Genomic DNA, 25,454 nt, shown 5'->3' with positions numbered 1-25,454 from the left:
GTTAAATTTTTAAAATTTCAGAGGTCATTACGGGGCCTAATTCAAAAGAACTTTCTAATAATTCTTTTTTTAATTGGTTAGCTTCTTTGTGTAAACCGTTGGCTTTAAATATCTCAGCCATATGATATTGAGCTTCGGGTTCAAATGTTTTATTTAACACATGTTTAGTAACAATTTCTAGCGCCTTTTTGTACTCTTTATTTTTATAGTAATACCAAGATAGCAAATTGTAAGAGGCAGGTGTTGGCCTATTTCTTAATTCTTTGTTAATGTATTTTAATGAGTTTTCTGAGTCATTAAACTCTTCTAAATATAATTTCGCCAAATGTTGATTATACATTTCTCCATAAGCAGGAGCTGCTACTTTTGACAAATATTTTTTTAATGCTTTTTCTTTTAATGAATCGTTATTAATAAACATAGCAATTTCTGCTTTTAACAATTCATAATCTGGAGATTTATGCTGTGTACTTAGTTGTTCTAAAATACGTAATGCTTCTGCTGGTTTTTTATCATGAGAATATACAATCCAAGCTATTTGTTTTTTTGCATAAGCATTTGCTGGATCCAAGGCTAATGTTTCTAAATACAAGTCATATGCTTCTTTAATTTGACCATTATGCCCATAGAAATCTGCTAAATTGGTAAAACTCCATATTTTTAATTGTTTATTATTGCTTTCTATAGCTTTATCTGTTGCTTTTTCCATGTATTTAATAGCACTCGCTAAATCACCTTTATAGTCATGCCACTTAGATACTCTTAACAAATAATGGAAATCTGAAAAATCTTTAATTTTAATAAGGTAAGACTGTGCTTCATCTACATTACCTAGCTCTAAATGTACATCAAATAACATTTTTTGTGTACTATTTAAATCTTCTCCTATTAGTTCAGCTTGCTTTAATAATTCTAATGATTCTTTAAACCTATGCTGTGAAATGTAATTTCTGGCTAAACCGCGCAAAGCACCAACTTGTGAATAATTTGTTTTCTTATTTAAAGCTACTAACTTTTTTTCTGCTTCTTTTAAGTAAAATATATTTCCGCTTTCTGTAAATAAGCTTGAAGAAGCTGCTGCAATTTGATACAAATACACATATTGGGTAGGATTATTATTTAATTTATCATCCCAAAAGTTGAGCTCTTGATGTGATTTTGCAATTGATTTTTTAATTTCTGTGTGTAAGTATTTATCGTAATGAGCTTTATTGGCTATTGTTTTGTTGTTATTTGTAGTACAACTAAACAAACCAAAAAGAGTTACTGTAATTAGGGAGGTGAATGTATTTTTCATGGTGTTAGTTTTTTAGTTAAAGTCAGCCGCTCATGACGAGCGACCAACTTGAGGGGTAATTGATAATTTATATTACCAAGGAGATGCTAGGTAAGGGAATGAAGACAAAAATTCCTTGTCATTAGCACTCACATTGTCATCAGATAAATTAGGATTTTCAGAAAAATCTTCTCCTCCAAATATTAATAATAATTCAACTGTAATTACATCGTCTGACAAATTTCTTCCTGTTAAAACATTAGTTCCATCATAAAAAGTGGTAGGTCCGTCTAATGAAACTGTTAATACATCTGTTGCTAATACACTCGCAAAAGTAGCGGCATCTAAACCTAGTGCATTGGTGTCTCCATCATTTGCATAAGCTGGACTCAAAGCTTTTAAATTAGCTTCAAACATACTTGCAAAACTTGCTCCTTGCTCAGAAGGAATAGTTACATTAAATGCATCTTTCATATCACTATTAACAAATACTGTGTTAATAGCTGGTCTACCCATTTGATCTTTTTGCATATATGATCCAGAAAAATCAACTGTATATACTGGTGTTGGATTCGAATCGTTATCATCGCTACAGCTTGCTAAAACAATAAGCGAAGCCATAATAAATACTGATTTTAATATTGTATTGAATTTCATGTTTTTAGTTTTTAATGGTTAATTATTGCTTAACTTTAGTTTCTACCCAAGTATTAATGCTTGCTGAACTTCCTAACATAGCTTTTGGCACCTCTACTACTACAGATAACACATTAGTCCCTGCAAATGTATCTGCTCCAGGATTGTTGAATCCAGACGCATTACCCGCTATAATCTCACCATATCTGGCAAAATCCATAAAAAATGAGTCATCTCTAGGACCTGCGAAAAATTTCATTTCACCTTTGGTACCTATTACAGGCGATGATCCGTAAGCACTTATAGCAACTCCATATTCAGATCCGTCTTGAGGTAAATTACTTGATAAACCTGTTTGTGATGGCGCATAAGGACCAAAGAAATACATCATTCCATCTCTAGGAATAGCTTGAATTACTAAATCTTCAACCTTATCATCATTGTTATCAATGTTAAACTCAATTAATACGTTTTCATCAAAAGATGCATCTGCAGTTGCTGAAGGACTTAATAAACCTTGAAGGTTTGCTACAAAAACTAAGTTGTTAGTGTTTTCTCCCTGAAATGCATAAAAATCTGTAAGATCACTTGTCCCTCCTTGTACATCTGGTGCATCAATGTGATCTGCTGAGTACAACATTAATCCAAGTACGCTTAAAGCACATGCACCTATGATTAGTTTTAATTTTTTCATTGTGTAAAATTTTTAGTTTTAATATTAATTCACCCTTACTTACGAGATAATCGTATGTATGGTTTTATTTTTTTAAACTTTTTTTATAAAAATCCTCAAACCACCTATAATCAACCAATTAAAAAGGTTGAAATCTATTTTAACTCTAATGAGATATGCGTATTTTTGAATATGGCTAAAAAAATATTAATTACAGGTGGTACAGGCTTAATTGGACAACAATTAACAAGAATACTTAACAATAAAGGCTATGAAGTAGCTATTCTATCAAGAAATCCTTCTGAGAAAAATGAATACAAATGGGATATACCTAATGAATATATAGATGAAGAAGCATTAAAAAATACTACTCATATTATTCATCTAGCTGGTGCTGGTATTGCAGATAAAAACTGGAGCGATGATCGAAAAAAGATATTAATAGATAGCAGAGTAAACACAGCCAATTTGTTATTTTCAAAAATAGCAGCGTTAAATATACCTGTTAAAAAATTTATTTCTGCTTCTGGAATTGGTTATTATGGTGCTAACACCAATGAAACTATTTATACAGAAAAAGATACTCCTGGTAATGATTTTGTAGCTAAAATTTGTGTTGCTTGGGAAAATGCTGCAAAACAATTTAAACAACTTGGAATAACTACTACTGTTTTAAGAACGGGAGTAGTACTTTCTAAAACAGGTGGCGCCTTAGAAAAAATGAATACACCCATAGCGCTATCAGCTATCGGAAATGGTAAACAGATTGTATCTTGGATTCATATTAATGATATTTGTAATTTATATGTTAAAGCAGTAGAAGAAGATACTTTTTCTGGTATATACAATGCAGTTGCACCAGATTTTGTTACTAATAAAGAATTTACCAAAACTCTGGGAAAAGCAACTAAAAAACCTATATTACCTATAAACGCTCCTTCTTTTGTATTAAAGTTGATATTTGGAGAAATGTCTGCAATAATTTTAGAAGGTAGTCGAATTTCATTTGATAAAACAGCAAAAGAATATAAGTTTACACAACCAAATTTACTGGAAGCTTTAAAGAGTTTAGATTTATAATGATAGAAAATAAATTAAAAAATCCTGTTTGGTTTTCTTTGCAAGAAACTCATCATAAATTTATTACATCTTTTGAAGGTGTTCATTTTTACAACCCTACTATTTGTCCGTTTGGTGCTTTTGAAGAAGTTAAACATACTAAAAATGCATTAAATGAATATGCAAAACTTACCGATAGCTTCTTTTTAGTATCAGAAAAAGATATTCCTATTTTTGATGAAGACTATGTTGAGTTAGAGAAAAAAATTAACGGATGTCAAATGGTTCTTAACCAACTACAACCTATTTTTTACACTGAAGAAATTATAAAGTTAACAGAAGATCACGTTGATGAAATTTATGATTTAATATGGTTAGTAATGCCTGGTTATTATAGAAAAAGAACTTATGATATGGGCGATTATTATGGTATTTTTAAAAATGGTAAATTAGTTTCTATAACAGGACAAAGAATGCAAACAACTGATTTTATTGAAGTAAGTGCTGTAGTTACACATCCTGATTATACAAAAAGAGGTTATGCCAAGCAATTAGTTCATTTTGTTACAAATGAAATTATTAAGGTAAACAAGCTTCCTATTTTACATACTAATAAAGGAAATCCTGCAATTGGTTTATATGAAAAACTTGGCTACAAATTGACACGTGATATGAACTGGTGGCTTTTTCGTAAAAAATAAAAGCTCCAATAAATTGGAGCTTTTAATATATTAAATGTTCTTGTTCTATACCTATATTTTTGTTGTGATAACAGCAACGTCAGATTTAATAGTTTGACCTGATATACTAACATTCATATTTATGTTACTTTCTGATGGAATACCTGTTGCTCTATCAATAGTAATAGCACCACTAACATTACCTTCACCTAACTCAGAAACCTTTCCTTTTAAATCTAAAACTACATTTTTAGCGTCAATTGATTTAACGGTATACGTATAAACAATCTTCATTCCTTCTCTAGAAGTAGTATTTGTCCAGCTAGATCCTACTCCAACCTTTTCTTCAGGATATACAACTGATGATGAATTTTGAGTCATACTACTTGCATCGCCTTGACCTTCTAAAACCTTAGTTGAAACTACTTTTCCTAAGTTATTAGTTTCTACAGCAATTAATAAAGATAATAAAGGTTTCATTCTAGCATGTATTCCTTTTGCCATTGCAGACATTTCTTCTTCTTTTTGAGAAGAATCATAAGAAATTTCCATTCCAGCTTGGTTCATATCTGTTTTTACGTGATTTATAGTCATATGAGTAGTAAACACATCTTTTACAACATCTTTAACATCTACCTGAAAATCCATGTTCATGTTCATCAACATCATTCCCATATCTTGCTTCATATTCATTTTCATAGCGTATTTATCACCTTTGTTATATTTTAAACGTAATAATACTTTTTCTTGTGCATAACTTACCATGGTAGTTACCAATAGTAAGCCTAATAATACTTTTTTCATTTAGTTAAATTTCATTTTTTTATTCGGGTTGAAAGATATAAAAAAAGAGCTCAGTATTCCTGAGCTCTTTTAAATAATTGTTTCATTTATGCTATGATTAAAAATCTTGGTTTGGATCCCAAGCTTCTAATATTTCTTTAAAAGTTTTAATAAACATACCTCCTAAAGCACCATTAACTACACGGTGATCGTATGAATGAGAAACTATCATTTTATGACGAATACCTATTAAATCTCCTTCAGGTGTTTCTATTACAGCTGGCTTTTTAACAATAGCTCCTAATGCTAAAATAGCAACTTGTGGCTGGTTGATAATTGGTGTTCCTGTAATACTACCAAAACTACCAACGTTAGTTACCGTGTATGTTCCACCTTGAATTTCGTCTGGTTTTAACTTATTTGCTCTTGCTCTAGTTGCCAGGCCGTTTACTTGCTTAGTCATACCAACTAAACTTAATTGATCTGCATTTTTAATTACAGGAACAATTAAATTACCATCTGGTAATGCTGCTGCCATACCTAAATTAATATTACCTCTTTTAATGATTTTATCACCATCTACCGATATATTAATTAAAGGATGCTTTTTAATAGTTTGAGCAACTGCTTGCATAAAGATTGGTGTGAAAGTTAATTTTTCACCTTCTCTTTGTTGATATGCTTTTTTAACTTTATTTCTCCAATTTACAATATTAGTAACATCAATTTCAATAAATGATTGTACATGAGCAGAGGTTTGTAAAGAATCTGTCATGTGTTTAGAAATTAATTTACCCATACGGCTCATTTCTATAACTTCATCTGCACCACTCATAGTTACTGGAGTTGCAGCAACTTTAGCTGCTGCTGCCTTTGGAGTGCTAGCAGGAGGAGTAGTTTGCTTAGGAGCACTACCTCTATTTTCAATATATGATAAAATATCAGTTTTAGTAACTCTTCCGTCTTTACCAGTACCTGCAATTGTATCTAACTCAGAAACCGAAATTCCTTCTGTTTGTGCAATACTCTTAACTAATGGTGAATAAAAACGATCACTTGATGAAGTATCAATAGTTCCTGAAACCGTTTCTTTAGCCATCTCAAAAGTTTTAGCTACTTCTGCAACCGCTGCAGGTTCATCTTCTTTAACTGTTTCTTTGCTAGATGAACTTTCAGGAGCGTCTGCTCCCTCTGTTTCTATGATAGCAATAGTTTGTCCAACTTGTACCACCTCATCTTTTTCAAACAAAATCTCAACAAGAGTTCCCTCAACTTCACTAGGTACTTCACTATCTACTTTATCTGTAGCAACTTCTACAATTGCATCGTCTAATTCAACAGTCTCTCCTACTTCTTTTAACCAAGAAGTAATTGTTGCTTCTGCAACACTTTCACCCATTTTTGGGAGTTTTAACTCAAATCTTGCCATAATAGTGTTTGATTTTAATGTTCGCGAAATTACTAAAAAACGATGGTTCTATTAAATTTTTAGGGTTAAAAATTTGACAAATATTCTTTATAAGATTACAATATTCATAATTTAAACAACAAAACAATGTATTATCATTTTTTAAACAAGTGTTTTTTGAAGTAAAATTACGAATAACTTAATCTAATATTTTTCAACTGAATTACACAAACTTATCAACTCAATATCCTATTTTTGAACGATTTAAAACATAAAAACTTGATTTCTTCTTTAAAAAAATTGCATTTTATATTTAATTGGAGGCCATACCAAGCTAAAGTATTGGCAAACTTTTCGAGCCATATTCATGATAATCACTTTCATATAGTTGCTCCACCTGGTTCTGGAAAAACCATTTTAGGTATAGAACTTATAAGAAGAATTGGTAAAAAAACAATAATACTTGCTCCAACTCTTACCATAAGGAATCAATGGGAAGATAGGCTTCAAAACTTTTTTACAGAAAATTGTGATTTTATAAACTACTCTTTTAATATTAAAAAGCCTAGTGATATTACGTTTACTACCTATCAGGGTTTACATGCTTTTTATAAACAGTTTGATAATGATGTTGAATATTTTAATCATTTTAAAAAACATAATATTGATGTTTTATTATTAGATGAAGCCCATCATTTAAAAAATGAATGGTGGAAATGTTTATACAATTTAAAAGAGCAACAAAACCAAACAATTATAGCATTAACCGCTACTCCACCCTATGATAGTAGTGGCACTGAATTACAAAAATATTTTAAGTTGTGTGGTGAAATTGATGACGAAATTGCTGTTCCTGATTTAGTTAAAGAACATAATTTATGTCCGCATCAAGATTTAGTATTTTTTTCAAAACCTAATGAAATTGAAATTGATGCCATTGTAAAATTTAGGCTTTCAATTGCTGATTTTATCAATCAGCTATTGAAAGATGAAATATTCATTTCATTTTTACAAAATCACAGATTTTATAAAAATACTGAACAACACTTAGAAGAAATTTATAAAAACACTTCTTATTTTTCGTCTATTTTAATCTTTTTACACAATACTGGAGTTAAAATTTGTAAGGATAAACTTTTAATTTTAGGGTTTGAAAAGAAAACTGAAATTGATTTTCCTCAAGCAAATCATTATTGGATTGAATTACTACTTCAACATCTGTTAGTTACTGATAGAGAAGTTTTAATTTCGGAAGAGAAATATTTGCTTCATCTTGAAAAAAAATTACGAACCATTGGTGGCTTTAGTAAAAATAAGGTTTGCTTTTTAGGAAATGATACACTGTACAAATCTTTAAGCAGCAACCCTAGTAAATTAAAAAGTATTACAACAATAGCTAATAAAGAATATAACAACTTAAAAGACGATTTAAGATGTGTAATACTCTCTGATTATATCAGAAAAGAATTTTTACAAATAAAAGATAATGCTATTCAAGATATAAATAAACTTGGTGTAGTTCCTATTTTTCAAAAACTACGAAAACAATATCATCATAAACAACATATTGGAGTTTTAACGGGGAGTTTAGTAATAATACATAGTAATTGTATAGCTAAACTAGAGTTATTAGAACCTTTAGATAACTTTATTATTACACCTTTAGTTTCAGATACTGCCTATGTAACCTTAACTCCAACCTCAAAAAACAATAAAAGCTTAGTGTACACCATAACTAAACTGTTTGAGCAAGGAGTTATTAAGGTATTAATTGGAACAAAATCTTTATTAGGTGAAGGTTGGGACGCACCGGCTATTAACAGCCTTATTTTAGCGTCTGTGGTTGGTTCATTTGTTACGTCAAATCAAATGCGTGGAAGAGCTATTAGAGTTACACCAAATAATCCAAATAAAGTTGGTTTGATTTGGCATTTAGCATGCATCGATCCAACAGATGAACAAGGTGGTAAAGATGTTGAAATTTTATCAAGAAGGTTTACTGCATTTTTAGGTATTGGATCTAATAATACAATTACTAATGGTATTGATAGATTACATTTACCAGATAAAATAACTACAGAGTCTATTTCTGATTTCAATACAAAAACTTTACATGCTTCAGAAAATAGAAAAGAGATAGTAGTTTCTTGGCAAAGAGCTATTCATACTGGAAAAAGTATAGCTAAAGAGTTTAAACTAAATCATTTTAAAGATAAAAAATACAGTAAACAACATAAGCTATACTATAAAGATTTAGTTAAGTACTCCACATCTGAAATTATAATTGGTTTAACAATCTTTTTTCCTAATTACTTTATAAAAAACATTCATGTATTAATTAGTAAAGGAGTTTTAACCTTTCTATACAGTTTATTTACAGGATTAGCTTTTGTTTTTGGATATAAAATTGTAAAAACTTCTCAATTATACTTTAGATATGGGTTTATTCATAAAAAACTTAAAAAAATGGGATATGCTGTAATAGATACACTTTATGATTTAGATTTTATGAGTACTCCTAGAACCGAAATTGAGATTATAATAGAAAATTTAGACAACGGAAGCGTAAACTGTATTATTAAAAATGCTTCACGTTATGAAAGTACTTTATTTGTAAATGCTTTAGATGAGATTTTAGCGCCAGTTAACAATCCTAAATATTTATTAACTAATACTAATTGGTTTAAAAAAAAGCTTGAAATTATAAACTACTTTAGTGTTCCTGATATTTTTGGAAGTCAGAAAAAAAATGCAATCCAATTCCAAAGTAATTGGAAACGTTATTTAGGAAAATCAGATTTAATTTTCACTAGAAATCTTAAAGGTAGAAAAAAACTACTACAAGCAAGATTACTTCATGTAGAGAATAACACTGAAAAGATTACTGAGAAAAATGTAGTTTGGAAATAACTAAATCCATTGCCTTGGAGAAGCTAATACTTCTAATAACTTAGCTTCTTCAGAGCCTTCTTCAGGTTGATGGTTGTATTTCCATTGTACTGTTGGTGGTAAACTCATTAATATGCTTTCTATACGTCCATTAGTTTTTAATCCAAATAACGTACCTCTGTCATGTACCAAATTAAACTCAACATAACGACCTCTTCTAACTTCTTGCCAATCTTTATGTTCTTGCGTGTATTTTATATCTTTTCTTTTTTCAACAATTGGTACATAACTATTTAAGAAACTGTTTCCTACTTCAGTAACAAAGTCATATCTATTTTGCATAGAAAACTCTTCGGTTTCTTTTAAATAATCAAAAAACAAACCTCCTACACCTCTAGCTTCATTTCTATGAGTATTCCAAAAATATTTATCACAAGTATCTTTAAATTTTGGATAAAAATCAGCATTATGTTTATCACAAGCTTCTTTACATATTTTATGAAAATGAATTGCATCTTCATCAAATAAATAATACGGAGTTAAATCCTGTCCACCTCCAAACCATTGAGTAACAATCTCACCTGTTTCATTATACATTTCAAAATAACGCCAATTAGCATGAACTGTAGGAATAAATGGATTTGTAGGGTGTAGTACTAAACTTAATCCACAAGCAAAAAAATCACCAGATGTTACTCCAAATTGTTTTCGTAATACCTCAGGCAACTCTCCATGAACTGCAGAAATATTTACACCTCCTTTTTCAAAAACATTTCCATTTTCTATTACACGTGTTCTACCACCACCACCTTCATTTCTTTTCCATAAATCTTCTTTAAAAGAAGCTTTACCGTCTATTTCTTCTAATTTTTGGGTAATAGTATCTTGTAATTGTAGAATGTAATTATAAAATTGGTCTTTCATCTTGGTAATTTAGACAGCAAAAATAACTATTTAACTGGTAACTTTGTTCTAATTTGTTGAGTTGTTTGAATACTTGCAGCTGTTACAGATAAAGGAAGTACTAAAATAAAGCCTACTACGGGAATTAATACTATTAATAAAAAACCAATTCCATTACCAATAGCTAATCCCTTGCTTTGTTTTACAAAATTAATACTCTCTTTATAATTAAAATGCCTTTCTAACGTATAATCCATGTTACCAAACCCTGCATAAAAAGCTTGCATTAAAAAAAGAAGAATCGATGAAAATATTCCAATAACAGGAATAAAACTAAATAATATAATAGGTATAGTGTAAAGTAATTCTTTGCCTAGATTTCTTATGTTTATTCGAATACCTCTTACTAATTGCTCTGTGAAAGTTGTTTTTCTATACTGATGATTTTCAGTTCCTGTTAAGTACGCTTCTATTTTCTCTGAAACAGGACTCATAAATGGTGCTGAAAATGCCATTACTATGTGCTTGTATAATACCAATCCTATTGCTATGATGAGTATACCGCTAATAAAAGTACTAATAACTTCAAATGTTTTCTTTCCCCAATCCCATTTCCAAACAGCAGCTATAAAGTGTCCTAAATCATTAGAAAATGTGTATGACAAACCAAATATTAATACTCCCACCAGTACGCTTATGGTAATAGGAATGAAAAAATATTTCCATAATTTCAATTTAGAAATTATAGCCAAAGACTGTGAATAATAACCAAGTGCTTTAAAAATATTATTAATCATAACAATTATTTATTTAATAAAAAAACCTCTTTCAAAAATAAGAAAGAGGTTTAAATAATAGGTAAATACTATGTATGTTATTTTAATACTGGTGCTAAAAAAGCTTCTAAATCTTTGGTATTAATTTCGTTTACTTTATCCCATCCCATGGTTTTTGATGGTGTAGCAGCACCTCTTTTTACGTTTACAAACTTTTTGTTTACATCAATTAAATAGTTTGTTGGATAATCTAATTTATGAACAAAACCGCTAATATCTAGATTTCCTGTTGCTACTTTATCTCCTTCTCTAGCTGGTACTAACTTAATTCTTTTATCTAGCTTAGCTGCCATTTTTTCAACCTTAGGGAGTTCTTTATCCCAAAAAATCATTATAAATTCAACTTTATCAGCATACTTTTCTACCATAGCATTTAAAGCTGGCAGTTCTCCCCAACACGGAGCAGACCATGTAGCTGTTGCTATAACCATAATAGGTTTTTTAATTTTACTAGTGCTCAGAGTTTGGTTATCTAACGTAGTAAAATCATAATTTAATAGATAACTATTTTTAATACAATTATTAATTAAATCATCGTCATTGGTAGATCCACATCCATTAACCGCCTGATTGTAATATACTTTTTGACTATAAAAAACTGTTGAGCTTATTAAAGCTACTAGTAAAAATACTTTTTTCATGGGGATAATCATTATTTTAACTTTTATATTCTTTAACGGCATCTATAAACGCCTTTGCATTATCTAGAGGAATATTTGGTAATATTCCATGGCCCAAATTAACAATATATTTGTCTTTACCAAAATCATTAATCATTTGGGTAACCATTTTCTTTATTTCTGCAGGTGGCGATAATAATCTTGACGGATCAAAATTACCTTGTAATGTAATATTACCACCTGTTAAATATCTTGCATTTCTTGCTGAACACGTCCAATCTACACCTAATGCTGATGCATTTGATTTAGACATTTCATTTAGAGCAAACCAACAACCTTTTCCAAAGGCAATTACAGGAGCATCATCTTTTAATGCTTCAATAATTTGATTGATATACTGCCATGAAAATTCTTGATAATCTGTAGGAGACAACATTCCTCCCCAAGAATCAAATACTTGTACAGCATTCACTCCTGCTTGAACCTTTGCTTTAAGGTAAGCAATTGTGGTATCTGTTATCTTCTGTAACAAATCATGTGCCAAAACTGGCTGCGAAAAACAAAACTCTTTTGCTTTATCAAAGTTTTTACTTCCTTGTCCTTGTACCATGTAACATAAAATTGTCCATGGAGAGCCAGCAAAACCAATTAAAGGTATTTCATCATTTAACTTTTCTTTGGTTGCTTTAATAGCATCCATTACATAACCCAATTCTTCGTGTACATCTGGAACAATTACTTGATCTAATGTTTTTTTATCACGAATTGGATTTGGTAAATAGGGACCAAAATTTGGTTTCATTTCAACCTCCACATTCATTGCTTGTGGCACTACCAAAATATCTGAAAATAAAATAGCAGCATCCATACCATATCTTCTAATTGGTTGAACTGTGATTTCTGAAGCTAACTCAGGAGTTCTACAACGTGTAAAAAAATCATATTTTTTACGTATTTCCATAAATTCTGGTAAATACCTTCCTGCTTGCCTCATCATCCATACTGGAGGACGATCTACAGTTTCTCCTTTTAAAGCTCTTAAAAATAAGTCGTTTTTAATCATAAATCATTACTATAAATTGAAAAATATATTTTTTCAATTTTAATCCTTAATATTTTTAACTAATCTGTGATACTTTTTCCATAGCTAAATCTATAGCTTTGGTTGTTTTTTCTATGTCTTTATCAGTTAATGCAGAAGATAAAAACCATGCTTCAAATTGAGAAGGTGGAATAAATACTCCGTTTTTAATCATTTCCCAAAAGAATACTGAAAACTTCTTGGTATCAGATGTTTGAGCATCAGCAAAGTTAGTGATTTCTTTATTAGTAAAAAATGGATTAATCATAGAGCCAAATCTATTCACAACTAGATCCACTCCGTATTTTTTTGCTTTTTCTAATAAAATAACTTCTAGAATGGCTGCTACTTCGTTAAACTTATCATATGGATTTTGTTTTTTTAATTCTGATAAAGTTGCAATACCTGCTGCCATTGCTATTGGATTACCACTTAAAGTTCCAGCCTGATACATCCCACCTAAAGGCGCAACCATTTCCATTATTTCATTACGAGCACCGTAAGCTCCAACAGGAAATCCACCACCAATAACCTTACCTAAACAAGTTATATCTGCCTCTACTTCAAAAAGTTCTTGAGCTCCTCCAAATTTTGAACGGAAACCAGTCATAACTTCATCAACAATTAACAAAGCTCCTTTTGATACTAAAAACTCTTTTAATTCTTTTAAAAAGTTATTTTGAGGAGTAACCACTCCCATATTACCAGCTACAGGTTCTAAAATTACACCTGCTATATCATCATGAGCATCAAAATGTGCTTTAACACTTTCTAGATCATTATAATTTGCTATCAGGGTATTTTTAACTGCTCCTTCTGGCACACCTTTGCTACCTGGTAAACTTAAAGTAGCTAACCCTGATCCCGCAGCAACTAACAATGCATCTTGATGGCCATGGTAACATCCTGAAAATTTTATAATTTTATCTTTACCTGTAAAAGCACGTGCTAATCGAATTCCACTAAGTACAGCTTCTGTACCCGAGTTTACAAATCGTACTTTATCCATTCCTGGAAATGCATCACATACAATTTTAGCTAATTTTATTTCTGCTTCTGTAGATGCTCCAAATGAATAGCCATTTTTTAAAGCCTTAGTAATTGCTTTTTGCACTTTTTTGTGACGATGACCTAAAATCATTGGTCCGTATGATAATACAAAATCTACATACTTGTTTCCATCCACATCAGTTATAGTACTTCCTTTTGCTTTTTTTATGAATAAAGGATTTCCTCCCACAGAAGCAAATGCTCTAACAGGAGAATTTACAGATCCTACTAGATTTATTAATCCTTTTTTATATAATTTTTCTGATTTTTTGAAATTCATTATTCAATCTTTAGGCTTATAATTTTCGAGAATAACTACAAGCAAATCGTTTATTTATTTAAAATTCTTGCTGCTTCTTTTGCAAAGTATGTAATAATTATGTCAGCTCCTGCACGCTTCATAGAAAGTAAGCTTTCCATCATAACTTTTTCACCATCAATCCATCCTTTTTCTGCTGCTGCTTTAACCATAGCATATTCTCCACTTACGTTATAACATGCTATAGGTCTGTCAAAATTATTCTTTAAATCTCTTATGATATCTAAATAAGATAAAGCTGGTTTTACCATTAAAATATCCGCTCCTTCCTCATCATCAAAAGTTGCCTCACGCATTCCTTCATCTCTATTAGAAGGATCCATTTGATACGTTCTTCTATCTCCAAATGAAGGTGAAGAATCTGCAGCATCTCTAAACGGTCCATAAAAAGCTGAAGCGTATTTTACAGAATACCCCATAATTGGTAAATTAGGATAGCCTGAATTATCTAAACTTTCACGAATCATTGAAATTGTTCCATCCATCATTCCAGATGGTGCAACCATATCCACTCCTGCTTTAGCATGAGAGATTACTTGTTTAGCTATATTAACTAACGTCGCATCATTATCTACATCATGATCACATAAAACACCACAATGACCGTGTGATGTGTATTCACAAAAACATACATCTGTAATTACGTACAAGCTTGGGTAATTCTTTTTTATAAAACGAATGGCTTGTTGCATAATACCGTTATCATTCCAAGTTTCTGTACCTACTTCGTCTTTATTAGCGGGTATACCAAATAATAATACAGCTGGTATATTTAACTCAACAACCTCATCTAATTCTTTTGAAATGGTATCTAAAGAAAAACGCTTAATTCCTGGCATAGAAGGTATTTCTTTTTCAATACCTTGTCCTTCTTCAATAAATAAAGGGTAAATAAAATCATCAACAGACAATTTATTTTCTCTTACTAACCGACGAACATTTTCTGTTTTTCTAAGTCTTCTGGTTCTAAACATAGTTTAGTATACTTTTTACATGTTAAACGCAGCTAAAATTTTAGAAAATCTTAGCTGCATTTCATTAGAATGTTATTTATTTTTTACAAAGTGTAAGTTTACCAACTCTATTACACTTTCTACTGTAGGCATTTTTGCAACTTGAACATTTTCAAAATGCTTTTTTGCTTCTTTAGCTGTACTTTCTCCAATACAAAAAGCTATTTTATCTGCTGTATTTTGCTGAAGATAACTCTCTACTGTTGAAGGACTGTAAAATAATACTCCATTTACTTTATCATCAACTTTTGCTGGACTAAGCATTGTTTTATAAGCTTCTACCTCGTTTACAGTTATGCTATTTTCTGAAAGAATATTTGGTAATACATCTAAACGTAAATCACTACAGAAATAAGTTACTTCTTTAGTATCAATATTTTTTATTAGATAATCTGCCAATTTAGCGGCATTTCTTTCTGAATGAGCTACTTTACCTATTTTTTGCTCTATTAACTTTTTAGTTCTTCTACCAACACAATAAATATTTTCAAACTGTAAATCATCTGCTGTAGTATTATGAAGCAATGCTTCTACTCCATTTTTACTAGTTATTATAACATTGGTATGTTTAGATTTTAATGTTTTAACTGGAATTCTATTAAACCTGATTTTAATAAAATCACTATCTGCTATCTCGACATGAGTTGGTAATAAATTCTTTTGAGCTTCCGATAATTTTTTTGTAGAGTATATTGAAAATTCTTTTTCAATACCTTGGTCCTCTAACATCATTATTTTGCCGCCCTTATCTATAATATAGTTAGCACAATCTTTAGCTAAATATTGAGTTTTACCAATTGGCACTTTTTTAGCTACCTCTATTTTCTTTACTCCATCTCTCGATAAAAGTACTCCTTTAAAAGAGACTTCTTTATTTACCTCATCTATAATAGCCAAGGCTCCTATTGGTGCTGTACAACCACCTTCTAGTCTATTTAAAAAATCTCTTTCTATTTTTGTACATAATTCGGTATCTGGATGGTTAAGCTCTTTACAAGCCTCTAACACATATGCATCATCTTTTAATGCAGTTACCATAATTGCTCCTTGAGCAGGTGCAGGAATCATCCATGATAAATTTACAGCTCCTTTAGGTCTTTTACCAATTCTTTCTAACCCAGCAGCAGCGAAAATAGCACCATTCCAATCATTATCACTTAATTTTTGCAATCGAGTATTAACATTACCTCGTAAGTCAACAACTTTGTGTGTAGGATATCTATTTAACCACATAGCCTTTCTTCGTAGGCTACTTGTAGCTACAATTCCATTAGGCTGTGCTGTAAACTCTTCCGTATCTTTCAACACTAAAATATCATTAAAGTTGGCTCTTTTTAATACCGCTGCTTGAACAATATCATTGGGTAAAACGGTAGGCACATCTTTCATTGAATGTACTGCAATGTCAATTTCTTTATTTAACATTGCGATATCAAGGTTTTTAGTAAAAATACCCGTAATACCTAACTCATATAAAGGTTTATCTAAAACAATATCACCTGCAGATTTAATAGGAACAATTTCTGTTTCGTATCCTTGTTCTTCAAGTAAATTTTTAACTTTTTTAGCCTGCCATAAAGCTAGCTGACTATCACGTGTTCCTATTTTAATTATCTTCTGCATTGATTGTTTCTAAGTTTGCTCCAAACACTTTTGCCATAACCTGAATACTTTGGTTAACTGAGGTTTCCTCTTCTTTTAAGTGTTTCACAAATTGTGTGGTTATTTTTTGTATAAATCGAGATGTAATTGCTTCTGCTTGATTTACATCAAAATTATTTATCTTCTTTTTATGAAAGTTAATTTCGTCTTGCTGAATAGCTTGTAACGATTGTTTAAGTGCAGTAATGGCAGGCGTAAATCTTCTATGATTTAACCATTCATTAAATTCTTCTTTATGAGTTTCTATAATGGCTTCTGCTGCTGGAACTTCTTGTTTTCTTACAGCTAAGGTTTCATCAGTAACTTTAGATAACTCATCAACATTAACCAAAGATATCGACTCCATATTCTGAACATCTTCAGCCACGTTTTCTGGCATAGATAAATCTAAAATCAATAATGGTTTATTAGTGCTTATGTGTTCCTTTCTAACAGTTGGTAAATTAGCACCTGTAGAAACAATTAAAATATCAGCTTTTTCAATTTCTTGAGTTAAATCTGAATAATTCGCTTTACGAATAGATGGGTGTTCTTTTACAAATTCAGATACTTTATCTTCTGTTCTATTAACTAAAGAAACTTGTTTATTTTGTGTATACTCTGCTAGATTTTTACAAGTATGCTTCCCCATTTTACCTAAACCAAACACCAATATATTTTTTGTATTGTAATTTACTACGTTACTAATTATATATTGAACTGCTGCATAAGAAACAGAAGTAGTACCCGAGCTTAATTTAGTTTCATTTTTAACTCGTTTACTTGCTTGCATAACACTGTTCAGCAAACGCTCTAGGTAAGCATTGGTTGTTCCTATATTTTTGGCTATTTTAAAAGACTCCCTTAACTGACCAACAATTTCGTAATCACCTAAAATTTGGCTATCTAAACCAGTACCTGTCCTAAACAAATGCTGAATTGCTTCTTGATTTTTCTTAACGTAGGATATTTTTGCAAACTCTTCTACCGATCCGCCAGAATATTTACAAATCATACTGATTAACTGAAAAGGATGTGCTGCAAAACCAATAATTTCAGTTCTATTACAGGTAGAAAGCACAAAAACACCTTCAAAACCAGTGTCTCTTGCCTCTTGCAACAACAATTGTTGATTGTCTTTAGAGATAGAAAATTTACCACGCGTATGAGCATCGGCTTTAATGTAACTAACTCCTATACAATAAAATGTTGAATTTTTATTTTCCGTCTGCATTCAAATTCTCGTAAAATACCCGACAAAAATATAAACTTAGCTTAGATAAAAATATCGCTAAAAGAACTTTTAATATCGCTCAACGGTTTTTTTAAGATTTTAAGCTAAAAAACGTTGATTTTGTGTATTTTTGTAGCAAAATCAACTAGCGAAGATTGTTTTATATAGAACTATTCTAAATAAAAAACACTTCAAATCCATTGTTGCATATGTTGAAAAATATCGAAGAAAGTACTTTTAACGAAACCAATCTAGAGAACGGTTTTTTACTACTTGAATTTACCAATAACAGTAATGATTCTCAGCGGTTTGAAAGAGATATTGACCATACTTTTATACAATTACATTTTTGTGTCAGAGGGAATGCTAAATTTTATTTTAACAATGGTAATTATTCTTTTGATGTATTAGATGAACATTCTATATTACTATACAATCCGCAACAAAAACTTCCTATTAATTTAGAAATTAGACCAAAAACAACATTAATTTCATTATTAGTTTCTATTAAAAAGTTTCATTCATTATTTTCTAAAGAAGCTGGTTATATTCCTTTTTTAAGTGAAGATAACATCAATAGAAAATACTATGATGATTCCATAATCAAGCCAACCGTTTTAATTGTTTTACAACAATTATTAAACGCAGATATAAACAGTTCTATAAGAAACTTATATGTTAAAGGAAAAATATACGAACTGTTAAGCTTACATTTTCAAAAAGATGAAGCCACTACTGGTGAATACTGCCCTTTTTTAGTAGACGAAAGAGATGTTGCTAAAATCAGAAAGGCAAAAGATATTATTATCAATAAAATGTCTGAACCACCAACTTTACAAGAATTAGCAAATGAAGTAGGTTTAAATTTAAAGAAACTAAAAGAAGGTTTTAAACAAATTTATGGCGATACTGTATATAGTTTTCTTTTTGACTACAAAATGGAACACGCAAGAAAATTATTAGAGAGTAATCAAATGAATGTAAATGAAGTTGGACTAAAAATTGGGTATAGTACTGCTAGCCATTTTATAGCTGCCTTTAAAAAGAAATATGGCACTACACCAAAACAATATGTTTTATCATTAAACAGCTAAATGAAACAATTACAACACGAAGAAATAACAAACACTCAAAAACAATTTCCAATTACTATTGTTTGTGATGCAATTAGAACTCCTGAAAACATAGGTATGTGTTTTAGAATTGCCGAAAGTTTTGGTGTCCAAAAAATATACCTACATCAAAATTCACCTCTTTTAGAAAATCGGATTGTAAAAAAAACAGCGAGAAATACTATTAACCAAATAACAAATGAACGTTACGAAGATTTTGCTAAACTCATAAGTACTCTAAAAAAAGAAGGCAACACAATAATTGGCATAGAAATTACCGATAAAAGTATAAATATTCAAGATTTTGAATTTAAAAATCATGAAAAATTGGTATTACTTTTGGGTAGTGAAAGAAGAGGTATTGAAGATGTTAGCTTACTAGACGCTACAGTTTCTATACCTATGTACGGAAGGAACTCAAGCATGAACGTTATTCATAGTCTTGCAATTTCTTTGTATGAAGTTACAAATCAAATAAAAAACTTATAACAATATTTTTAGCACTATGAAAGGCGTATTATTAGTAAACTTAGGTTCACCAGACAGTACAGATCCTAAAGACGTAAAAAAATATTTAGGTGAATTTTTAATGGATGAACGCGTTATCGATGTTCCGTATTGGTTTCGATCTTTTTTAGTAAAAGGAATTATTTTAAATACCAGACCTAAAAAATCTGCAGCGGCCTACAAAAAAATATGGTGGGAAGAAGGATCTCCTTTAATAGTTCTTTCTGAAAGACTACAAGAAAAAGTTCAGCAAAAAACAAACATACCAGTAGAACTTGCAATGCGTTACGGATCTCCATCTATAGAAACCGGCTTGCAAAAATTATATAATCAAGGTGTAAAAGAAGTTTTATTAATTCCTTTATACCCACAATTTGCTATGGCAACCACAGAAACTATTCTTGTACTAGCCGAAGAACTTAGAAAAAAACATTTTGCTGATATGAAAATAACTCATATTCCAGCATTTTATAACAAACCTGAGTATGTTAAAGCTTTATCCAATAGCATTAAAGAGTATTTAGCTGATAAAGATTATGATCACATAATGTTTTCGTATCACGGGGTTCCAGAAAGACATATTTATAAATCAGATGTAACAAAATCTCATTGTAAAATAGATGGAAGTTGTTGTAACACCCCATCAAAAGCACATGAATTTTGCTATAGACATCAGTGTTTTCAAACTACTAAAAATGTTGTTGAGGAATTAGGTTTAGATGAAAATAATGTAACTACCACTTTTCAGTCTCGTTTAGGAGTAGATCCTTGGTTACAACCGTACACAGACAGAACTTTAGTTAAAAAAGCCGAAAAAGAGGGCGTTAAAAAATTAGCAATAGTTACTCCTGCATTTGTTTCTGACTGTTTAGAAACTTTAGAAGAAATTGCCATGGAAGGTAAAGAAGAGTTTTTAGAGGCAGGTGGAGAATCTTTTCACACAGTTCCTTGTATTAACGATAATGAGGAATGGGTAAATGTATTAGCTGGTTGGATTAATGATTTTAACAAATAGTGTTTTTTGAATCTGTAATATTATTTTAAATAAAAAATTAAACACTAAACTTCATAAATAGACTCCGTAAATAATTTATAAATTTGAACCTTGAACCAAACCTTTGTTTCAAGGTTTTTTTATTGAATAAAAAATGGATTTCCTATACATTAAAGCTTTACATATTATTTTTATTGTAACCTGGTTTGCTGGTTTATTTTACATAGTAAGATTATTCATTTACCATGCTGAAGCAGAAAAAAAAGAAGAACCAGCAAAATCTATTCTACAAGAGCAATATAGATTAATGGAAAAACGTCTTTGGTATATTATTACATGGCCTTCTGCTATTTTAGCTAGTATTTTTGCTTTTTGGATGTTGTATGATCAGCCTATGTTCTTATCAATGCCTTGGATGCATGTTAAACTAACTTTTGTACTAGCTTTATACTTTTATCATGGTGCTTGCCATGTTATTTTTAAACAACTTCAAAAAAATACTGTAAAATATAACTCATTACAATTAAGAATATGGAATGAAGTTGCTACAATCATTCTCTTTGCTGTTGTATTTTTAGTGGTTTTAAAAAATGCAATTAACTGGATTTGGGGTGTTGTAGGAATTATAATTGTATCTGTATTACTAATGCTAAGCGTTAGACTTTATAAAAAAATAAGAACCAAAAAAAGCTGGGATAAATTAGAAAAGAAATTAACAGAAGAAGATTGACCAGACTAGCTTTTTTCTGTTACTTTTGCGCAAATTTCTCTCATGAAAAACAATAAAAAAGCAGCATTAGGCTTTATATTCATTACCATGCTAATAGATGTTATTGGCTGGGGAATTATTATACCAGTTATTCCTGGTTTAATTGAAGAATTAATAAATGGAGATATTTCTGAAGCTGCTAAAATTGGAGGATGGCTTACCTTTGCATATGCCATCACTCAATTTATTTTTGCTCCTATAGTTGGTAATTTGAGTGACAAATACGGTAGAAAACCTATTTTATTAATCTCTTTATTAGCTTTTACTTTAGACTACATTTTACTAGCCTTTGCCCCTACTATCACTTGGTTATTTATTGGACGCATAATTGCTGGAATAACAGGTGCTAGTATTACTACAGCCTCTGGTTACATTGCTGATATTAGCACACCAGAAAATAGAGCAAAAAACTTTGGTATGATAGGCGCTGCTTTTGGATTAGGGTTTATTATTGGTCCTGTAATTGGTGGTTTATTGGGACAATTTGGTCCTCGAATTCCATTTTACGCTACAGCAATACTATGTTTTGTGAATTTCCTCTATGGTTATTTTATATTACCAGAATCACTACCAAAAGAAAATAGAAGAGACTTTAATATTAAACGTGCAAATCCTATTGGAAGCTTTATGCGTTTAAAAACATATACTACATTAATAGGTTTGGTTATCTCAATGTTTATTTTGTATACTGCCTCACATGCTATTCAAACTAACTGGAGCTATTACACTATGTATCGTTTTAATTGGGATGAAAAAATGGTAGGCTTATCATTGGGAATGATAGGTTTGATGGTAGCAATTGTTCAAGGCGGATTAATACGATGGGTAAATCCTAAATTAGGTAATGAAAAAAGTATTTATGTAGGTTTTTTTCTATATAGTTTAGGAATGTTTTTGTTTGCTTTTGCTACAGAAGGATGGATGATGTTTGCATTCCTAATTCCGTACTGTTTAGGTGGTATTGCTGGACCAGCACTACAAGCAATAATATCTTTACAAGTTCCTGCGTCAGAACAAGGAGAAATACAAGGTATGTTAACTAGCTTAGTTAGTGCAACTGCCATTGTTGGACCTCCAATTATGACAGGTATATTTTACTATTTCACTCACGATAACGCTCCGTTTACTTTTCCTGGAGCCCCCTTTTTATTAGGCGCCATATTAATGTTAATTAGTGCTTTAGTAGCATATCAATCTTTAAAAAAATATATCAGAAAATAAAAATTTCGTTTTTACGTTTTACAATTTTATAACCCCCAAAACTCTTAACATGAAAAAAATAGTTTTATTTTTAGTTGCTATTACTTCTCTATTATCTTGTTCTTCTGATGATGGAAATGAACAAAATCAAGCAACTCAAGATCCTATAATTGGAACTTGGAATTTTGATAAAAACAACACTGTAGATGTTTCTGATTGTTTAAAACAAACCACTTATGTATTTAATGCTGACGGAACTTATACGTATACACAATACAATTTAGACAACTCTAATAATTGTGTGGAAAACACCGATCAGTCTTTTTATGGTACATGGCAAAAAAATGATGATGGTACATATTATAGACATAAACATGGTTATACATCTGGCACAAACTTGTCAATTACCTTTGAGAATCACAACTCAACTATGATTATTGAAAATAGATATAGTTACGTTAAAAACTAAAAAAAGCGAAGTAAAAACTTCGCTTTTTTTATTTTATCCTTTTAATGATTGCTCAAAAGGTATTCTATTTACAATACTTCTTCCTAGGGTTACCTCATCGGCATATTCTAACTCATCTCCAACAGATATTCCTCGTGCAATAGTAGAAGTTGTTATATGATAACTTTCTATTTGTTTAAAAATATAAAAGTTTGTGGTATCTCCTTCCATGGTAGAGCTTAATGCAAATATCAACTCTTTAACTTCTCCATTTTTAACCTTAGATACCAAACTCTCAATTTGCAAGTTTTGTGGCCCTACACCTTCAATAGGTGATATTTTCCCGCCTAAAACATGATAAACACCTCTAAACTGGCCTGTATTTTCTATAGCCATAACATCTCTAATATCTTCAACAACACAAACCAATTCTGCATTTCTATTTGGGTTTGTACAAATATCACAAAGAGTTGTATCTGAAATATTATGACACTTTACACACGACTTAACTTCGTTTCTAACCAAAGATAAAGCCTCTGTTAAATATTTTGTGTTTTCTTTAGGCTGCTTAAGTAAATGAAGTACTAATCTCAGCGCTGTTCGTTTACCAATACCTGGTAATCTACTAACTTCATTAACGGCGTTTTCTAAAAGTTTTGATGAAAAATCCATTTTGCAAAATTACAACATTAAAAGAGAAAGCAAATCAAAATAAAATAAGAAAACACATCGTTTTCTTTGTTTAACATACCCCGTACTAAAAGGCTAAAAACCGTACCTTTGATTCATCAAAATAAAACATAAAAAGATGAATACTGATATAAGAAACCTTGAACCTAAAGCTGTTTGGAATCATTTTGCAGACCTGAATGCTGTACCAAGACCTTCTAAAAAAGAAGAACGCGTAATACAATTCATGGTCGACTTCGGAAAAAGTTTAAATCTTGATACTATGGTTGATAAAGTTGGTAATGTAATTATACGTAAACCAGCTACAAAAGGTATGGAAGATAAAAAAACAGTTGTAATGCAGAGTCATTTAGATATGGTTCATCAAAAAAACGCTGATACTAATTTTGATTTTGACACTGAAGGAATTAAAATGTTTGTTGATGGTGACTGGGTTAAAGCAGAAGGAACAACATTAGGTGCAGACAATGGTCTTGGTGTTGCCGCTATTATGGCTATTTTATCTTCAACAGATATTTCTCATCCAGCAATAGAAGCTTTATTTACTATTGATGAAGAAACAGGAATGACGGGAGCTATGGGTCTTGAAGGTGGTATTTTAACTGGTGAAATTCTTTTAAATTTAGATACTGAAGAAGATGATGAAATTGGAATAGGATGTGCAGGCGGAGTTGATATAACTGCCACTAGAACCTATACACAAGAAGAAGTACCTAACAATACAAAAGCCTACACTATTTCTGTTACAGGCTTAAATGGAGGACACTCTGGAATGGATATCTATAAAGGATTAGGAAATGCAAATAAAATAATGAATAGAGTTTTGTTTGATGGATTTACCAACTTTGGCTTAAGAGTTTCTGAAATTAATGGAGGTAGTTTACGTAACGCTATACCCAGAGAAAGTTTTGCTACAGTAGTGATAGATTCAGTTTCTGAAAAACCTTTTTTATTTGAAACTAATGAATTAATTAAAAATATTAAGCATGAGTTTGCTTCATTAGAACCAAACTTAACAATTGAACTAAACGAAACAGCAACTCCTGATTTTGTTATGGATCTTGGGGTTCAACTTGGCCTTACTAAAGCAATATACGGCGCTTTAAATGGTGTTTACAGGATGAGTCCAGATATTGAAGATTTAGTAGAAACATCAAACAATATTGCACGAGTTATTGTTAAAGATGGGGCTATAAAAATAGGATGCTTAACAAGATCTTCTTCAGAAACTAATAAATGGGATTTAGCTAACTCATTACGTTCAGTATTCGAATTAGCAGGTTTTGATGTTGAATTTTCGGGTTCATACCCTGGTTGGTTACCTAATGTAAATTCAGATATTCTTAAAGTTTTAACAAAACTATACAAAGAAATTAATAATAGTGAGCCAAATGTAGCAGCATGTCATGCTGGATTAGAATGTGGAATTTTAGGACAAAATTACCCTAAAATGGATATGATTTCATTTGGTCCTAATATTAAAGGAGCACACTCTCCAGATGAAAGAGCTCAAATATCATCTACTCAAAAATTTTGGAGCTTTTTATTAGAAATCTTAAAGAATATACCTAGTAAAAACTAAACATAAATAATTAACCAATGTTAAAAACAGCTTTTAAAGCTGTTTTTTTTA

The 25,454-nt window shown here is 30.7% G+C and carries 24 protein-coding genes; 10 read left to right on the top strand and 14 right to left on the bottom strand.

All coding sequences use genetic code 11. The features are described from left to right. Position 1 precedes the first annotated feature (1 nt). The 3 genes from ACFQ1U_RS12690 to ACFQ1U_RS12680 all read right to left on the bottom strand — a co-directional run bounded on the left by ACFQ1U_RS12690 (position 2) and on the right by ACFQ1U_RS12680 (position 2,606). Positions 2-1,297: a tetratricopeptide repeat protein gene (locus ACFQ1U_RS12690; protein ID WP_386108966.1), complete on the bottom strand. Its 1,296-nt coding sequence runs from the start codon at positions 1,295-1,297 to the stop codon at positions 2-4. A 72-nt stretch (positions 1,298-1,369) separates the two neighbouring features. Next, on the bottom strand, positions 1,370-1,933 hold the full coding sequence (locus tag ACFQ1U_RS12685; RefSeq protein ID WP_386108964.1) for a DUF4331 family protein: 564 nt from the start codon (positions 1,931-1,933) through the stop codon (positions 1,370-1,372). A gap of 22 nt (positions 1,934-1,955) precedes the next feature. Next, a complete protein-coding gene (locus ACFQ1U_RS12680; protein ID WP_386108962.1) occupies positions 1,956-2,606 on the bottom strand; it encodes a DUF4331 family protein in 651 nt (216 codons plus the stop codon). 171 nt (positions 2,607-2,777) lie between these two features. On the opposite strand from ACFQ1U_RS12680, the gene ACFQ1U_RS12675 reads away from it, so the two are divergent. Together ACFQ1U_RS12675 and ACFQ1U_RS12670 are read left to right on the top strand one after the other, a co-directional pair. Further along, positions 2,778-3,665 (top strand): TIGR01777 family oxidoreductase, encoded by an 888-nt coding sequence (locus tag ACFQ1U_RS12675; RefSeq protein ID WP_386108960.1) that lies wholly within the window; start codon positions 2,778-2,780, stop codon positions 3,663-3,665. Then, complete coding sequence (locus ACFQ1U_RS12670; RefSeq protein WP_386108958.1) at positions 3,665-4,345, top strand: GNAT family N-acetyltransferase; 681 nt, start codon at positions 3,665-3,667, stop codon at positions 4,343-4,345. The genes ACFQ1U_RS12675 and ACFQ1U_RS12670 overlap by 1 nt, the downstream gene beginning before the upstream one ends. 51 nt (positions 4,346-4,396) lie before the next feature. On the opposite strand, the gene ACFQ1U_RS12665 is transcribed toward ACFQ1U_RS12670, so the two are convergent. Together ACFQ1U_RS12665 and ACFQ1U_RS12660 are read right to left on the bottom strand one after the other, a co-directional pair. Then, complete coding sequence (locus ACFQ1U_RS12665) at positions 4,397-5,128, bottom strand: DUF6263 family protein (RefSeq protein ID WP_386108956.1); 732 nt, start codon at positions 5,126-5,128, stop codon at positions 4,397-4,399. 97 nt (positions 5,129-5,225) lie between these two features. After that, the gene (locus ACFQ1U_RS12660) at positions 5,226-6,536 is read right to left on the bottom strand and encodes a dihydrolipoamide acetyltransferase family protein (protein WP_386108954.1); all 1,311 of its coding nucleotides are present in this window, start codon (positions 6,534-6,536) and stop codon (positions 5,226-5,228) included. Between the two features lie 234 nt (positions 6,537-6,770). On the opposite strand from ACFQ1U_RS12660, the gene ACFQ1U_RS12655 reads away from it, so the two are divergent. Further along, positions 6,771-9,425, top strand: coding sequence for a DEAD/DEAH box helicase family protein (locus ACFQ1U_RS12655; protein ID WP_386108952.1), 2,655 nt, complete (start codon positions 6,771-6,773; stop codon positions 9,423-9,425). On the opposite strand, the gene hemF is transcribed toward ACFQ1U_RS12655, so the two are convergent. From hemF to hemA, 8 genes are all read right to left on the bottom strand, one after another. Beyond that, on the bottom strand, positions 9,426-10,328 hold the full coding sequence (gene hemF, locus ACFQ1U_RS12650; protein WP_386108950.1) for an oxygen-dependent coproporphyrinogen oxidase: 903 nt from the start codon (positions 10,326-10,328) through the stop codon (positions 9,426-9,428). 26 nt (positions 10,329-10,354) lie between these two features. Then, positions 10,355-11,104: an EI24 domain-containing protein gene (locus ACFQ1U_RS12645; RefSeq protein ID WP_386108948.1), complete on the bottom strand. Its 750-nt coding sequence runs from the start codon at positions 11,102-11,104 to the stop codon at positions 10,355-10,357. Positions 11,105-11,181: 77 nt separating this feature from the next. Next, positions 11,182-11,784: a TlpA family protein disulfide reductase gene (locus tag ACFQ1U_RS12640; RefSeq protein WP_386108946.1), complete on the bottom strand. Its 603-nt coding sequence runs from the start codon at positions 11,782-11,784 to the stop codon at positions 11,182-11,184. Between the two features lie 16 nt (positions 11,785-11,800). After that, positions 11,801-12,826, bottom strand: coding sequence for a uroporphyrinogen decarboxylase (gene hemE / locus ACFQ1U_RS12635; RefSeq protein WP_386108944.1), 1,026 nt, complete (start codon positions 12,824-12,826; stop codon positions 11,801-11,803). Positions 12,827-12,881: 55 nt separating this feature from the next. Then, a complete protein-coding gene (gene hemL / locus ACFQ1U_RS12630; RefSeq protein WP_386108942.1) occupies positions 12,882-14,174 on the bottom strand; it encodes a glutamate-1-semialdehyde 2,1-aminomutase in 1,293 nt (430 codons plus the stop codon). A 50-nt stretch (positions 14,175-14,224) separates the two neighbouring features. Next, complete coding sequence (gene hemB, locus ACFQ1U_RS12625) at positions 14,225-15,187, bottom strand: porphobilinogen synthase (RefSeq protein ID WP_386108940.1); 963 nt, start codon at positions 15,185-15,187, stop codon at positions 14,225-14,227. Between the two features lie 72 nt (positions 15,188-15,259). After that, complete coding sequence (hemC, locus tag ACFQ1U_RS12620) at positions 15,260-16,849, bottom strand: hydroxymethylbilane synthase (RefSeq protein WP_386108938.1); 1,590 nt, start codon at positions 16,847-16,849, stop codon at positions 15,260-15,262. Next, a complete protein-coding gene (gene hemA / locus ACFQ1U_RS12615; protein ID WP_386108936.1) occupies positions 16,833-18,101 on the bottom strand; it encodes a glutamyl-tRNA reductase in 1,269 nt (422 codons plus the stop codon). The genes hemC and hemA overlap by 17 nt, the downstream gene beginning before the upstream one ends. A 209-nt stretch (positions 18,102-18,310) precedes the next feature. On the opposite strand from hemA, the gene ACFQ1U_RS12610 reads away from it, so the two are divergent. The 6 genes from ACFQ1U_RS12610 to ACFQ1U_RS12585 all read left to right on the top strand — a co-directional run bounded on the left by ACFQ1U_RS12610 (position 18,311) and on the right by ACFQ1U_RS12585 (position 23,152). After that, on the top strand, positions 18,311-19,195 hold the full coding sequence (locus ACFQ1U_RS12610) for a helix-turn-helix transcriptional regulator (RefSeq protein WP_386108934.1): 885 nt from the start codon (positions 18,311-18,313) through the stop codon (positions 19,193-19,195). After that, entirely contained in the window at positions 19,196-19,702 is a 507-nt protein-coding gene (locus tag ACFQ1U_RS12605; RefSeq protein ID WP_386108932.1) for a TrmH family RNA methyltransferase, read from the top strand. Positions 19,703-19,718: 16 nt separating this feature from the next. After that, positions 19,719-20,735, top strand: a complete 1,017-nt coding sequence (hemH, locus tag ACFQ1U_RS12600) for a ferrochelatase (protein WP_386108930.1) — start codon at positions 19,719-19,721, stop codon at positions 20,733-20,735. Positions 20,736-20,868: 133 nt separating this feature from the next. Then, a complete protein-coding gene (locus ACFQ1U_RS12595; protein WP_386108928.1) occupies positions 20,869-21,444 on the top strand; it encodes a CopD family protein in 576 nt (191 codons plus the stop codon). Positions 21,445-21,486: 42 nt separating this feature from the next. Further along, positions 21,487-22,704, top strand: a complete 1,218-nt coding sequence (locus ACFQ1U_RS12590) for a TCR/Tet family MFS transporter (protein WP_386108926.1) — start codon at positions 21,487-21,489, stop codon at positions 22,702-22,704. Positions 22,705-22,753: 49 nt separating this feature from the next. After that, the gene (locus ACFQ1U_RS12585; protein WP_386108924.1) at positions 22,754-23,152 is read left to right on the top strand and encodes a lipocalin family protein; all 399 of its coding nucleotides are present in this window, start codon (positions 22,754-22,756) and stop codon (positions 23,150-23,152) included. A 33-nt stretch (positions 23,153-23,185) separates the two neighbouring features. Here ACFQ1U_RS12585 and recR read toward each other — a convergent pair whose 3' ends face one another. Further along, entirely contained in the window at positions 23,186-23,803 is a 618-nt protein-coding gene (gene recR / locus ACFQ1U_RS12580) for a recombination mediator RecR (RefSeq protein WP_386108922.1), read from the bottom strand. 136 nt (positions 23,804-23,939) lie between these two features. Between recR and ACFQ1U_RS12575 the strand changes: the two genes are divergently transcribed. Continuing rightward, positions 23,940-25,403: an aminoacyl-histidine dipeptidase gene (locus ACFQ1U_RS12575; RefSeq protein WP_386108920.1), complete on the top strand. Its 1,464-nt coding sequence runs from the start codon at positions 23,940-23,942 to the stop codon at positions 25,401-25,403. Positions 25,404-25,454 lie beyond the last annotated feature (51 nt).

The sequence above is a fragment of the Tenacibaculum geojense genome, assembly GCF_042676005.1.
GTDB lineage: Bacteria > Bacteroidota > Bacteroidia > Flavobacteriales > Flavobacteriaceae > Polaribacter > Polaribacter geojense.
The sequence above is the reverse complement of the archived record's forward strand: the minus strand, read 5'-3'. Positions and strand labels throughout refer to the sequence as shown.

Excerpts from the sequence above, each read along its gene's own strand:
- ACFQ1U_RS12690 (WP_386108966.1), bottom strand. The coding sequence starts at position 1,297 with ATGAAAAATACATTCACCTCCCTAATTACAGTAACTCTTTTTGGTTTG.
- ACFQ1U_RS12685 (WP_386108964.1), bottom strand. The coding sequence starts at position 1,933 with ATGAAATTCAATACAATATTAAAATCAGTATTTATTATGGCTTCGCTT.
- ACFQ1U_RS12680 (WP_386108962.1), bottom strand. The coding sequence starts at position 2,606 with ATGAAAAAATTAAAACTAATCATAGGTGCATGTGCTTTAAGCGTACTT.
- ACFQ1U_RS12675 (WP_386108960.1), top strand. The coding sequence starts at position 2,778 with ATGGCTAAAAAAATATTAATTACAGGTGGTACAGGCTTAATTGGACAA.
- ACFQ1U_RS12670 (WP_386108958.1), top strand. The coding sequence starts at position 3,665 with ATGATAGAAAATAAATTAAAAAATCCTGTTTGGTTTTCTTTGCAAGAA.
- ACFQ1U_RS12665 (WP_386108956.1), bottom strand. The coding sequence starts at position 5,128 with ATGAAAAAAGTATTATTAGGCTTACTATTGGTAACTACCATGGTAAGT.
- ACFQ1U_RS12660 (WP_386108954.1), bottom strand. The coding sequence starts at position 6,536 with ATGGCAAGATTTGAGTTAAAACTCCCAAAAATGGGTGAAAGTGTTGCA.
- hemF (WP_386108950.1), bottom strand. The coding sequence starts at position 10,328 with ATGAAAGACCAATTTTATAATTACATTCTACAATTACAAGATACTATT.
- ACFQ1U_RS12645 (WP_386108948.1), bottom strand. The coding sequence starts at position 11,104 with ATGATTAATAATATTTTTAAAGCACTTGGTTATTATTCACAGTCTTTG.
- ACFQ1U_RS12640 (WP_386108946.1), bottom strand. The coding sequence starts at position 11,784 with ATGAAAAAAGTATTTTTACTAGTAGCTTTAATAAGCTCAACAGTTTTT.
- hemE (WP_386108944.1), bottom strand. The coding sequence starts at position 12,826 with ATGATTAAAAACGACTTATTTTTAAGAGCTTTAAAAGGAGAAACTGTA.
- hemL (WP_386108942.1), bottom strand. The coding sequence starts at position 14,174 with ATGAATTTCAAAAAATCAGAAAAATTATATAAAAAAGGATTAATAAAT.
- hemB (WP_386108940.1), bottom strand. The coding sequence starts at position 15,187 with ATGTTTAGAACCAGAAGACTTAGAAAAACAGAAAATGTTCGTCGGTTA.
- hemC (WP_386108938.1), bottom strand. The coding sequence starts at position 16,849 with ATGCAGAAGATAATTAAAATAGGAACACGTGATAGTCAGCTAGCTTTA.
- hemA (WP_386108936.1), bottom strand. The coding sequence starts at position 18,101 with ATGCAGACGGAAAATAAAAATTCAACATTTTATTGTATAGGAGTTAGT.
- ACFQ1U_RS12610 (WP_386108934.1), top strand. The coding sequence starts at position 18,311 with ATGTTGAAAAATATCGAAGAAAGTACTTTTAACGAAACCAATCTAGAG.
- ACFQ1U_RS12605 (WP_386108932.1), top strand. The coding sequence starts at position 19,196 with ATGAAACAATTACAACACGAAGAAATAACAAACACTCAAAAACAATTT.
- hemH (WP_386108930.1), top strand. The coding sequence starts at position 19,719 with ATGAAAGGCGTATTATTAGTAAACTTAGGTTCACCAGACAGTACAGAT.
- ACFQ1U_RS12595 (WP_386108928.1), top strand. The coding sequence starts at position 20,869 with ATGGATTTCCTATACATTAAAGCTTTACATATTATTTTTATTGTAACC.
- ACFQ1U_RS12590 (WP_386108926.1), top strand. The coding sequence starts at position 21,487 with ATGAAAAACAATAAAAAAGCAGCATTAGGCTTTATATTCATTACCATG.
- ACFQ1U_RS12585 (WP_386108924.1), top strand. The coding sequence starts at position 22,754 with ATGAAAAAAATAGTTTTATTTTTAGTTGCTATTACTTCTCTATTATCT.
- recR (WP_386108922.1), bottom strand. The coding sequence starts at position 23,803 with ATGGATTTTTCATCAAAACTTTTAGAAAACGCCGTTAATGAAGTTAGT.
- ACFQ1U_RS12575 (WP_386108920.1), top strand. The coding sequence starts at position 23,940 with ATGAATACTGATATAAGAAACCTTGAACCTAAAGCTGTTTGGAATCAT.